The organism is Hydrogenophaga pseudoflava (assembly GCF_004353865.1).
In the GTDB taxonomy this organism is placed as follows: domain Bacteria; phylum Pseudomonadota; class Gammaproteobacteria; order Burkholderiales; family Burkholderiaceae_C; genus Hydrogenophaga; species Hydrogenophaga pseudoflava.
On record NZ_CP037867.1, the window covers coordinates 4,177,513 to 4,189,288 of the forward strand.

Genomic DNA, 11,776 nt, shown 5'->3' on the forward strand with positions numbered 1-11,776 from the left:
TCAGCCGATCACTTCACCGACATGAAGCGAAACGGCATGAAGTTGTCCGCCAGCTGGACCAGCTGCACGTTGCTGGCCACGCCCCAGGCCAGGGCCTGCTGGTGCAGCGGCAGATGGCCGACATCGTCGGCGTGCAGCTTGAAGGCCTCCTTGATCATCGCGTCGCGCTTGGGCTTGTCGGTCTCCGACTGGATCTTCAACGTCAGCTCGTCCACCTTCGGGTTGCAGTAGGAGCCAAGGTTGAACTGGCCACTGCCCTTGTCGTCGACGCAGCGCATCAGCGCGTTCAGCGCGTTGTGCGAGTCGTAGGTGCCCGGCGTCCAGCCCAGCAGATAGAAGCTGGTGTCGCGCTTGAGGATCTTGGGGAAGTAGGTGCCCTTGGTCTCGGCCTGCAGGTTCACCTTCACGCCGATCTTCGCGAGGTTCGCGGCCACCGCCTGGCAGATGTCGCCGTCGTTCACATAGCGGTCGTTCGGGCAGTTCATGCCCACCTCGAAGCCGTTGGGGTAGCCGGCGTCGGCCAGCAGCTTCCTGGCGGCGTCGGGGTCGTAGGGCAGGCGGGTGTTCATCGCGGCGTCAAAGCCGTTGATGCCGGGGCCGACCATCAGCGCCGTGGGCTTGGAGGCGCCCCGCATCACCACGCGCTGGATGGTGTTGATGTCGATGGCCTGGTAGAAAGCCTGGCGCACGCGCTTGTCCTTGAACGGGTTCTTGCCTTTGACGTTCGAGTACAGCAGCTCGTCGCGCTTCTGGTCCATGCCCAGAAAGATGGTGCGCAGCTCAGGCCCCTGCAGCACCTTGGACTTGCCGCTGGCGTTGATGCGCGCCACGTCCTGCAGCGGCACCGGCTCGATCACGTCCACCTGCCCGGACAGCAGGGCGGCCACGCGGGTGGCGTCGTTGCCGATCGGCGTGTACTCCACGTTCACCACGTTACCTTCGATCTTGCCCCAGTAGCTGCCGTTGCGGACGAAGCTGGTCTTGACGTTGGGCTGGCGCTCGCGCAGGCGGTACGGGCCGGTGCCGTTGGAGCGGAAGGAGGCCGCGTTCTCGATGCCCTTGCGCCGGTCCACCGGCCGGGTGGCCTGGTTCTCCTCGGCCCACGGCTTGCTCATGATGTAGACCAGCGCCAGCAGGTCGGGCAGGATGGGGAACGGCGTCTTCGTCTCGATCTCGATCGCGGAATCGCCCACCTTGCGCACTTGCTTGAAGTCGTTGGTGTAGCTCTGCATGTCCGAGCCTTCGCCCGCTGCGCGGGCAAAGGAGAACAGCACATCGTCGGCCGTGAACGGCTTGCCGTCATGGAACTTGACGCCCTTGCGCAGTTCGAAGCGCCACACCGTCGGCGAGGTCTGCTTCCAGCTGGTGGCCAGCGCCGGCACCAGCCTGAGGTCCTTGTCGCGGGCCACGAGCCCTTCGTAGACATTGCCCGTGACGCTCAGTTGCAGGGACTCGTTGAGCGAGTGCGGGTCCATCGACAAGGCGTCGCCCTGGTTGCCAATGCGCACCGTCTGCGCCACCGCCGTGCCCGCGATGGCGGCCAGAGCGATGGAGGTGATCAGCGAATGCTTGAAGTTCATGGTTTCTCCTGGTCGGTTGGATGAAAGCTCAGGGGGACTCTTCGGACAGGGGCATGCCCTGTTCGATCAGGCTGGCGTGCAGGGCCGCACCCAGCGGCAGCACCTCGTCGTTGAAATCGTAGCGGCTGTTGTGCAGGAAGCAGCTGCCCTCCCCGCCCTGCCCCAGCCGCAGGTAGGCGCCCGGTTTGACCTGCAGCATGAAGGAGAAGTCCTCGGCGCCCATGCTCGGGTCCATTTCCGCGTCCACGTGCTCATCACCCACCAGATCGCGCGCCACGCGGGTGGCGAACCGGGCCTCGTCGGGCGTATTGATGGTGGCGGGATAGATGCGCTCGTAGCGGACATGCGCCGAAGCGCCCAGACCCAGCGCCACCCCGGAACACACCTCGTTCAGCCGCCGCTCGACCAGCGACTGGATCTCGGGGCTGAAGGTGCGGACCGTGCCGACCATCGTCGCCTTTCCCGGCACCACGCTGAAGGCCCCGGGATCGCCCGCCTGCATGGAGCACAGGCTGATGACCGCGTTGTCGATGGCCCTCACGTTGCGCGAGACGATGCTCTGCACGGCCGTGATGATGTGGGCCGACACCAGCACCGGGTCCACCGTGAGGTAGGGGTGCGCACCGTGTCCGCCCTTGCCGGTGACTTCGATGGTGATGCGGTCGGCCGCGGCCATCATCGGCCCTGGGTTCACGCCCACAGTGCCGGGCCGCATCTGCGGCCAGTTGTGCATGGCATAGGCCGACTGCACCGGGAAGCGCTCGAACAGTCCGTCTTCGATCATGGCCTTTGCGCCAGCGAAGCCTTCTTCGCCCGGTTGGAAGATCAGGACCGCCGTGCCGTTGAAGCGCCGGGTCTCGGCCAGGTAGCGCGCTGCACCGATCAGCATGGCGGTGTGCCCGTCGTGCCCGCAGCCGTGCATCAAGCCTGCCCGGGTCGACTTCCAGGCGAAATCGTTGAGTTCGGTCATCGGCAACGCGTCCATGTCGGCGCGCAATCCGATCATCCGACCGCTGTCCCGGCGGCTTCCGTGGATCAACGCCACCACGCCGGTCTTGCCGATCTGTGTGTGGATCTCGTCCACGCCGCAGATCTTGAGGGACTCGACCACCCGCCGGGCGGTGTAGTGCTCCTCGAAACCGAGTTCCGGGTGGGCGTGCAGCTCGCGGCGCAGCGCCGTCAGTTCAGGGTGCAGGGCAGCGATGTGGGCGAACGCGCGGCCATGGGCACGGATGCGGGAGGTGTGGGGCATCATCAGTGGGCTCCGGCCCTTTCAATGCGCAAACGGGGATCGACTGCGAAATAGAGCAGGTCGACCACCAGGTTGATCACGACAAAGATCAATGCAATCAGACAGAGATAGGCCGCCATCACGGGGACGTCGGCGAAGGTCACGGCCTGGATGAACAGCAACCCCATGCCCGGCCACTGGAACACCGTTTCGGTGATGATGGCAAAGGCAATCAGCCCCCCGAGTTGCAGGCCGGTGATGGTCATCACGGGCACCAGCGTGTTCTTCAACGCGTGGCCGAAGTGCACCGCCCGGTTGGTCAGTCCGCGGGCACGGGCGAACTTGATGTAGTCGGTGCGCAGCACCTCCAGCATCTCCGCCCGGACCAGCCGCATGATCAGCGTGAGCTGGAAGATCGCCAGGGTCAGTGCCGGCAGGACGATGTGGTGCCATCCTTTGGCGGTGAGCAGCCCGCTGCTCCACCATCCGAGCTGGACCACATCACCACGGCCAAAGCTCGGAAACCAGCCCAGGTTCACAGCGAACACCAGGATCAGCAGGATGCCGATCAGGAACGTTGGCAGGGACACCCCGAGCAGCGAGACGGTCATGAGCAGCTGGCTCACAAAGGTGCCGCGCTTCAGGGCCGCATACACACCCATCGGGATGCCCAGCAGCAAGGCGAGCACGGCGGCCACCATCGCCAGTTCCACCGTGGCAGGCAGGCGCTCGGCGATCAGGCGCGAGACCTTGGCCCCCTGGCGCAGGCTGATGCCAAATTCACCCTGCGCCGCGTTGACCAGAAAGTGCCAGAACTGCACCACCACGGGCTGGTCCAGCCCGAGATCGGCGCGGAGGTTCCTGATCTGCTCCGGCGTGGCGTCCTGGCCCAGCAGAAACACCACCGGATCACCCACGTACTGAAACAGCATGAAGGCGATGAACGCCACGCTGACCATGACGAGCACCGCCTGGGCCATGCGTCGTAAAACAAATGCAAGCATGAATGACGATCTGAGACGCTCGGCTGGGACATTGGCCGCACCCACAAAGGGCAGCCGCAGAACGCACGAAGACTTTGCAACAACTGTTCCAGCCACCCAAGCGTGCTAACCCTATGGAGCGCCTGAGCAGGATGCCACAAGACTCAGCGAGCGGTGAGGGTCATGCGGCCATACCAGGCACGCAAGCTGGACTGGGTGTTGTCGGTGTCGGTCATGATGGCAACCGCCCGCAAAGGTCCAGGCTCCTCTCCAAAGGCCCGGAAAAAATCTGCTCGGATGTTTCTTTGATAGTCCCGCCAGTGGCCCACCTGCTGCGCACCGCTCTCCACCACCACCTTGCGGATACGGTCAGTTCGTGCGTTGACGATGACCGTCTCTGGGGCATCGTGGTTCGCCCAGACGTACATCAGCGTGGCATAGGGCAACTCTTCCCCCGTGAGCAGACGACTCATTTCGGAAATGCGATGGTTGCGCCCTGTCCACTTGCTGCGGTCGCCGTCGAATGACAGCAGAATCCGGACAGGCGCATCGTCCTTGCCCGCCTCGCCCAGGCGCGCCTTGTCGGGGAGACCATCGACCTTCCATGAAAACGCAATCCGGTCGACCTCGGGCAACGCTTTGTCGAAGCGCTTGCGCAGAATGCTGACAGAACCGTCGGCACTCACCGACAGCGCTGCGCTCCCTGCTTGCCCGGCCACCTCAAAAGCGGCAAAACGCTTCCCCGGTAACAGAAAGGGCTGCCAGGCATCTCCACCGGGCGGGGTTTTCAGCAGCTCATCGACAGTGGCCCGCCACTCAGCCTGCTGATGCAATCCCACATCAGGCTTTAACCCACCGGTAGAAGCTTCGCCCGTCTCTTCGAGCTGTGGCGCCTTCGCAGCGCAGGCAGCAAGCACCAAGGCAGTCGCGGCCGGCAATGCCCTGATCAGCATGTTTTTCACTAAGCCGCCCATCCATACCCCGCAGACGTTGATTCTTGCGACAAAAAGTAGCTAGTTTGCAGTCTATCGTTTCTGACCTGCGCGTACCCCTCTCTGGGGAAGTCAAAAACCAGGGCATTCGATACATTTTTCGCCGTGGATCCGCCAATGCGCCCACGTTCACCGCTGTCACTTTCACTTTTCAGGAGGAACCCATGTACAAAAAGCTGTTGTCCCTATTCATCGCGGCGTTCACAGCCACATCGTTCGCAGCCGTGGACGTCAACACCGCCAATCCTGCCGATTTGGACAGCATCAAGGGCATCGGCCCAGGCACCTCGACCAAGATTCTCGAAGTCCGCAAGAACGGCAAGTTCAAGGACTGGGCGGACTTGATCGAACGCATGCCTGGCATCGGTGAGAAACGCGCAGCCAAGCTGTCCGCAGAAGGTCTCACGGTGAACGGCGAGGCCTTCAAACCCGTCGCAGCAACCGACAAATCCGTCAAGCCCGGAACGACGCCTGCGTCCACTTCCAAGCAATAAACAACCAAGAACAAAAAAGCCACTTGGCAATGCCAAGTGGCTTTTCAACTTTCGGAATCAAGCGGCCGAGGCCGCCGTCATCAGAAGGTGTGCTTCAGACCAAAGCCGTAGCGGGTGTCGGGACCGGTGTTCTTCGTGTCCAGGAAACCGCCGTAAACGGTGGTGCGCTTGGACAGCGAGTAGGCAACGCCCAGACCCAGGCCGGACAGGCGCTCAGCACCGTCGGTCTTGGAGGAAGCGTAACCAGCAGACAGCACCAGATTGGCACCCAGCGGCACGTCGGCGCCGAAGGACAGGTCGGTGGTCTTGACGCTACCGGCCTTCACGTTGCCGTAGCCAGCCAGCAGCTTGGCAGCGCCCAGATCATAGGAGCCGTTCACGCGGGTGAACTTGGTGTCGCCAGCGGCGGTCTTGTCCACTTGGTAAGCGACGCCAGCGTACACCGGGCCACCTTCGTACTTGACGTGGAAAGCGTTGGACTGGTTGTCCGAACCTTCCTTCAGGTTGGTGCTGAAAGCACCGCTGACGCCGCCCATTGCCGGCGTAGCGTAGTAAATACCGTTGGACGGATTGGCAGCGTAGCCAACGCTGGCCCACACAGAGTTGTTGGGCGACAGAACGGAGTCGAACACCGGATTGGTGGCGCCAGAGATGTCGTCATAGGCGGTCCAGATGCGGCCCAGCTTGAACTCACCGAAGCCACCGGACAGGCCAACATAGGCTTGACGGTTGAACGAAGAACCTTCTTCGCCTTGCTTGCCGGTGTCGATCTTGAAGCCGTGCTCCAGCAGGAAGTTGGCCTTCAGGCCACCACCCAGGTCTTCCGTGCCCTTGAAGCCCAGACGGCTACCGCTCACACCACCCGAGGTCAGAGCAGCGGACGCATCCTTGTCCTTGTGCAGCACAGCGTCGGCAATGCCGTAAACGCTGACGGAGGACTGGGCCTGGGCCACGCCGGCCACCGAACCCAGAACGGCGAGAGCAATCAGAGATTTCTTCATATCAACATCCTTTAATGCTGGGCTTTACAGCCCGGTTGAGAAACTGACACTTCATGGTAGCGCGAGCCATCCCGCAGTTCGAGGGAAAACCCGTAAAAAGATAGCATGCCGTTGGATTTTGGCGACACGCCGACATCCCCATACCGAAGGTCGCGGGTAGGAGCAAAAAAAGCCTGTCTTGTTCCCAAGACAGGCTTTGATTTTCCGTACATCAACCGGCTTTCGCCGGCAGATGATCAGAAATTGTGGTGCAGAGTGAAGTCGGCGCCGCCCACGTTCTTGCCGGTGGCGGTCTTGGCCTTGCTGTCACGACCGTAGGTGAATTCAAGCGCGGTGCGCTTGCTCAGAGGGTAGTAGTAACCCAGGCCAACCTTCTGGTTGGTGGTGGTATCGGTGGTTTTGTTCTTGGCTTGAGCAACACCGACCAGCACCTTGCCAGGACCCGCAGGGATCGTGGCACCGAACAGCAGGCCTTCGGTCTTCACGCCAGCGGCGGTCTTCTTGTTGCCCAGGCCGAACGCCAACTTGGCAACGCCCAGATCATAAGTGGCATAGGCGTTGGTCACATCGCTGCCAGCATCCTTGTCGGCACCGACGCCCACGTCCAGAGGACCATTGGCGTATCCGACGGCAAAGCTGTTGTGGGCCTTGGCTGCGCCTTCCTTCAGACCGGTCGACACGGCGACGTTCACACCACTGAAGCTGCCACTGTAGTGGATGATGTTGGCGGTACGGACGTGGGTCGTCTGCATACCGATACCACGCAGTGCACCGGCGCCATCACCACCGAAGGGGTCGGGCTTGTTGTTGGCGCCCAGGAAGTTCGCGCTGTAGTAGCGGCCCAGACGGATTTCACCGAAGGAACCGGCCAGACCAACCGTGGACATACCGTTCCAGAAAGTCGACGAAGCGGGAGTCACGACACCGGTCGCGGGATTGGTGCCACCCGGGCTGTAAGTTGCATCCATGCCCGTGTCGGGGCTGAAACGGTGCTCAATCTGGAACTTGGCTTGCAGACCGCCGCCGAGGTCTTCAGCACCGCGGAAACCCAGACGCGAGCCGTGGATGTTGGTCATCTTCAGCGAGTCGCCGTTCATCTTCTGCAGACCGGCTTCCACCTTGCCGTAAATCGTCACGGAGGACTGAGCGAATGCAACGCCGGTGGCAGCCACAGCGGCCAGAGCAATCAGGGTCTTTTTCATTGAGGGTATCTCCAAGGTTGATGAATGGGCCGGCGGTCTGAGCCTCCGAGCCAACCTCCGTTACTGGAAGTGTCTTCATTGCACCAGAAGGGCTCGGGGGGTGCAAAGCTTTCAGGGGTGTTTGTCGTTCATGGACAACAAGGAAAAGCCCTTCCTCGGGTGACTACCTAGAACAATAGTAATCACCGCCTTTAATGCATCGAGCGACAATCAATTTGCCATTTTTCATGACTGCCAAATCCATGGACTCTCTTCTGGTTGCTGCCGACACTGCTTTGAGAACCCTTTTTGCCAGGCCGCGCGCGACTCGACCTTGCAACACTGTGGCTGAATCTCCGAACACCCACCTGAGTGCGGAGGACAAGGCGACATCTGGCGCGCTGATGCGCGTGAATCACGTCGGCGAGGTCTGCGCCCAAGCGCTTTACACCGCTCAGGCCATGGCTGCGCGCAGCAGCACCCATCCGCAACGAGAACGGCTGGCGCAACAGCTGGAAGCAGCAGGACGGGAGGAGACCGACCACCTGGCTTGGACCCGGGACCGACTGGATGAACTGGGCGCCCACCCGTCTATCCTCAACCCCCTGTGGTATGCAGGAGCGTTCGGAATCGGTCTGCTCGCTGGACGGATGGGTGCCGGCGTCAGCCTTGGGTTTGTGGTCGAAACCGAGCGGCAGGTCGAGGATCACCTGGCCTCTCACATGGACCGGCTGCCCATCTCGGACCACGCATCAAGAGCCATCGTGGCCCAGATGCAGGCCGATGAAGCCAGGCATGCCCGGGAAGCACAGCATGCCGGCGCCGTGGAACTTCCCTTGCCTGTCAAGCTGCTCATGAAGACTGCAGCGAAGGTGATGACCACCGTGGCTCACCGGTTCTGAGCCTAAAGAGAGGGTACTCAGGCTTCCAGCAGATCGAAGCTGGTGCTGATCTCCGCTGTCTTGCCCAACATGATGCTGGCAGAGCAATACTTCTCGTGGCTCATCGCGATGGCACGTTCCACGGCAGCGGGAGGAATCGCCCGACCGGTCACAGTGAAATGCATGTGGATTCGCGTGAACACCTTCGGATCGGTCGGCGCGCGCTCGGACGTGAGCTTCACACTGCAGCCCCGCACATCATGGCGACCGCGCTTGAGGATCAGGACTACATCGTAGGCCGTGCACCCACCCGTACCGGCCAGTACGGTTTCCATGGGCCTGGGCGCCAGATTCGCGCCCCCGTTTTCCGGCTTGGCCGCATCCGGGGCGCCGTCCATGGCCAAAATGTGACCACTGCCTGTTTCAGCGACAAATCCCATGTGGGAGCGGGTACCGGCGGCGCCGGTCCAAGTCACGGTGCATTCCATAGCTGTGTCGGTTGTGAAAAATCTGACAGTTCGAGAGTCAGCTCCCTAAAAGGTAGCAAAAACACTTTCAACCGTGTTGCGCCGCAGCATTTCTCGATACAATGGCGGCATTGTATTGAAGGTTGTCTCCTCTGCCCTCTACGGGTGGATTCAAACCCGGACCGGTTCCACCAGTCCGGGTTTTTTTTCGCGACCTCGGCTCGCTATCATCGTTGGACAGGACAAACAATGACCACACGATCCAACAGCAAGAGGGCCGCGGCACCGGCGCCTCGCACCAGCGCCCCGCTCAGTCCGTCGGACTACCTCACCAGAATCCTGAATGCGCGCGTCTACGACGTCGCAGTGGAGTCTGCACTGGAACCGGCCCGCAACCTCAGTCGCCGCCTTCACAACAAGGTACTCCTCAAGCGCGAGGACCAACAGCCGGTATTCAGTTTCAAGCTGAGAGGCGCCTACAACAAGATGGCGCATCTGACCCCCGACCAACTTCGCAAGGGCGTGATCTGCGCTTCGGCCGGCAACCACGCGCAAGGCGTTGCCCTGGGCGCCCACAAGCTGGGCACTCGAGCCGTGATCGTCATGCCCACCACCACACCCCAGGTGAAGGTGGATGCAGTCCGCTCCTTTGGCGGAGAGGTGGTGCTCCACGGCGACAGCTATTCCGATGCCTACGGACATGCGGTTCACATCCAAAAGAAGGAAGGGCTTACGTTCGTTCACCCTTTTGACGATCCGGACGTGATCGCGGGACAGGGCACGATCGCCATGGAAATCCTGCGCCAGTTGCAAAGCCTCGGATCGGACCATCTGGACGCGGTGTTCGTTGCCATTGGCGGAGGAGGTCTGATCTCCGGCGTGGCCAACTACATCAAGGCCGTGCGCCCCGAGATCAAGGTGATCGGCGTTCAGACGGTCGACTCGGACGCCATGCTGAAGTCCGTCCAGGCGGGAGAGCGGGTCACCCTGGGAGACGTCGGTCTCTTTGCAGACGGCACCGCGGTCAAGCTGGTGGGGGAAGAAACCTTCCGGATTGCCAGCGGTCTTGTGGACGAGTTCGTGGTGGTGGACACCGACGCGGTCTGTGCGGCCATCAAGGACGTCTTCGTGGACACCCGCAGCATCGTCGAGCCGTCGGGCGCCATGGCCGTGGCGGCCATGAAGCAGTACGTGGCGAAGCACAAGACCAAGGGCGAGACCTACGCCGCCATCCTGTGCGGTGCCAACATGAACTTCGACCGCCTGCGTTTTGTCGCCGAGCGGGCGGAAGTCGGCGAAGAGCGCGAGGCGCTGTTCGCAGTCACCATTCCTGAAGAGCGAGGCAGCTTCAAGCGCTTCCTCGAGTCGTTCGACTCACTGCCCGGAGGCCCGCGCAACATCACCGAGTTCAACTACCGCATTGGTGACGCGAAGGTGGCCCATGTGTTTGTTGGTCTCACCACGCAGGGGCCTGGCGAGTCGACCAAGATCGCCAGCAACTTCCGCAAACGGGGTTTCGAGTCGCTGGACCTCACGCACGACGACCTGGCCAAGGAACACATCCGGCACATGGTGGGCGGCCACTCGCCACTGGCCCAGGATGAACGCCTGCTGCGCTTCGTGTTTCCGGAGCGACCCGGCGCGCTGCTGAAGTTCCTGAGTCTGATGCGTCCAAGCTGGAACATCAGTCTGTTCCACTACCGCAACCAGGGTGCCGACTACGGCCGGATCCTGGTCGGGCTGCAGGTGCCGCCCAAGGACGACAAGGCGTTTGCAAAGTTTCTGGGAACCCTGGGTTACCCCTATGTGGAAGAAACCCACAACCCGGTGTATCGACTGTTCCTCAAAAGCTGAGCAAGCCCATGAATCAACGGCCCAGGTCCCTTCCTGACCTGTCGACGGACAGGGATGACCGGGCATTGCCACCATGGCCTGAGGTGTCACCGACGGCGAACGCCCAACTCGGCCTGATGGTGCAGAACCGTCTGCGCGGCACCCATGGAGAGGAGCCGCCTCTTGGGCGTCTTGAGGGATTGGCCATGCAGTTGGCCCGCATTCAGCACCCCTCAGGGCACGGATTGGAGGAACTTCGGTTCGAGTCTCCCCAGCTGGTGGTATTTGCTTCCGACCACGGCATCGCGGATGAGGGTGTGTCCAAATCGCCGCAGGACCTGACCCACCAAAGCGCCTGCGAGCTGCTCGCGGGCAAGAGCCCTGCCAGTGCGCTGGCCGGGCACCATGGCTTCGATGTGACCCTCGTGGACGCCGGTGTCGCCCACCATATTCAGCTGCCCGAGGGCACCGAGACCGCCGCCACCCTCCTTCGGCGCAAGATAGGCTACGGCACACGCAACGCGGCGCTGGCGCCGGCCATGTCGCAGGCACAGGCGCGCTCTGCCATCCAGGCAGGCATGGATGTGGTGCGGCACCTGCCCGGCAATGTGGTGGCGCTGGGCAGCATCGGCGTTGCGGGTGAGGCCTCGGCGGCCTTGCTGTTGTCCCGCCTGTGCGGGGTTCCGCTGTCCGATGCCTGTGGCAAGGATCAGGAAGCAGACGAGGTGTTCGGGCAGCGCAAGCTGGAGCGGCTGTTCGCTGCCGCCAGCAGGCACCGCCGCGCCACCTCGGCGCAGGCGGCTCTGGCCGCCATGGGAGGTTTCGAGATTGCCATGCTGTGCGGCGCGATGATCCAGGCCGCCAGCGAGCGACGGGTGGTGCTGGTCGACGGCTTCGTGGCCGGAACAGCCGCGCTGGTGGCCCGCGCCCTGGTCCCGGCCGTGGCCGACTATCTGGTGTATGCCCACCGCGCGGCCGAGCCAGGGCACCGGCTCCTGCTGATCCACCTCCAGGCCAACCCACTGCTGGACATGGAGCTTCGCAGCGCAGAAGGCATCGGAGCCCTGCTGGCCTGGCCGCTGCTGCAAGCGGCACAGCAACTGCTACAGCGTTGACCCGCGGCCCAGTCCGCC

Annotated in this window: 11 protein-coding genes; 4 read left to right on the plus strand and 7 right to left on the minus strand. The window is 62.5% G+C overall.

Features of this window, described 5'->3' with window-relative positions; genetic code table 11:
- Positions 1 to 8 precede the first annotated feature (8 nt).
- The 4 genes from HPF_RS20120 to HPF_RS20135 all read right to left on the minus strand — a co-directional run bounded on the left by HPF_RS20120 (position 9) and on the right by HPF_RS20135 (position 4,747).
- Positions 9 to 1,580 (minus strand): ABC transporter substrate-binding protein, encoded by a 1,572-nt coding sequence (locus HPF_RS20120; protein ID WP_133157637.1) that lies wholly within the window; start codon positions 1,578 to 1,580, stop codon positions 9 to 11.
- A 28-nt stretch (positions 1,581 to 1,608) separates the two neighbouring features.
- On the minus strand, positions 1,609 to 2,835 hold the full coding sequence (locus tag HPF_RS20125) for a M20 aminoacylase family protein (RefSeq protein WP_133157638.1): 1,227 nt from the start codon (positions 2,833 to 2,835) through the stop codon (positions 1,609 to 1,611).
- Positions 2,835 to 3,815 carry an ABC transporter permease gene (locus tag HPF_RS20130; RefSeq protein ID WP_079366738.1) on the minus strand — a complete coding sequence of 327 codons (981 nt, stop codon included), beginning with the start codon at positions 3,813 to 3,815 and terminating at the stop codon, positions 2,835 to 2,837. The genes HPF_RS20125 and HPF_RS20130 overlap by 1 nt, the downstream gene beginning before the upstream one ends.
- A 143-nt stretch (positions 3,816 to 3,958) precedes the next feature.
- Positions 3,959 to 4,747 (minus strand): DUF3047 domain-containing protein, encoded by a 789-nt coding sequence (locus tag HPF_RS20135; protein WP_133158182.1) that lies wholly within the window; start codon positions 4,745 to 4,747, stop codon positions 3,959 to 3,961.
- Between the two features lie 203 nt (positions 4,748 to 4,950).
- Here HPF_RS20135 and HPF_RS20140 point away from each other — a divergent pair, with 203 nt between their 5' ends.
- Positions 4,951 to 5,280 (plus strand): ComEA family DNA-binding protein, encoded by a 330-nt coding sequence (locus tag HPF_RS20140; protein ID WP_066152681.1) that lies wholly within the window; start codon positions 4,951 to 4,953, stop codon positions 5,278 to 5,280.
- An 80-nt stretch (positions 5,281 to 5,360) separates the two neighbouring features.
- On the opposite strand, the gene HPF_RS20145 is transcribed toward HPF_RS20140, so the two are convergent.
- Both HPF_RS20145 and HPF_RS20150 read right to left on the minus strand, forming a co-directional pair.
- On the minus strand, positions 5,361 to 6,281 hold the full coding sequence (locus tag HPF_RS20145; protein ID WP_066152678.1) for a porin: 921 nt from the start codon (positions 6,279 to 6,281) through the stop codon (positions 5,361 to 5,363).
- Between the two features lie 236 nt (positions 6,282 to 6,517).
- Positions 6,518 to 7,483, minus strand: a complete 966-nt coding sequence (locus HPF_RS20150; protein ID WP_133157639.1) for a porin — start codon at positions 7,481 to 7,483, stop codon at positions 6,518 to 6,520.
- Between the two features lie 227 nt (positions 7,484 to 7,710).
- On the opposite strand from HPF_RS20150, the gene coq7 reads away from it, so the two are divergent.
- Complete coding sequence (coq7, locus tag HPF_RS20155) at positions 7,711 to 8,364, plus strand: 2-polyprenyl-3-methyl-6-methoxy-1,4-benzoquinone monooxygenase (RefSeq protein WP_133157640.1); 654 nt, start codon at positions 7,711 to 7,713, stop codon at positions 8,362 to 8,364.
- Between the two features lie 17 nt (positions 8,365 to 8,381).
- Here the strand turns inward: coq7 and HPF_RS20160 are convergent, their stop codons facing one another.
- Positions 8,382 to 8,831: an OsmC family protein gene (locus HPF_RS20160; RefSeq protein ID WP_066152668.1), complete on the minus strand. Its 450-nt coding sequence runs from the start codon at positions 8,829 to 8,831 to the stop codon at positions 8,382 to 8,384.
- A gap of 228 nt (positions 8,832 to 9,059) precedes the next feature.
- Here HPF_RS20160 and ilvA point away from each other — a divergent pair, with 228 nt between their 5' ends.
- The gene (gene ilvA / locus HPF_RS20165; RefSeq protein WP_133157641.1) at positions 9,060 to 10,664 is read left to right on the plus strand and encodes a threonine ammonia-lyase, biosynthetic; all 1,605 of its coding nucleotides are present in this window, start codon (positions 9,060 to 9,062) and stop codon (positions 10,662 to 10,664) included.
- An 83-nt stretch (positions 10,665 to 10,747) separates the two neighbouring features.
- The gene (locus HPF_RS20170; protein WP_481808304.1) at positions 10,748 to 11,758 is read left to right on the plus strand and encodes a nicotinate-nucleotide--dimethylbenzimidazole phosphoribosyltransferase; all 1,011 of its coding nucleotides are present in this window, start codon (positions 10,748 to 10,750) and stop codon (positions 11,756 to 11,758) included.
- Positions 11,759 to 11,776: the final 18 nt, after the last annotated feature.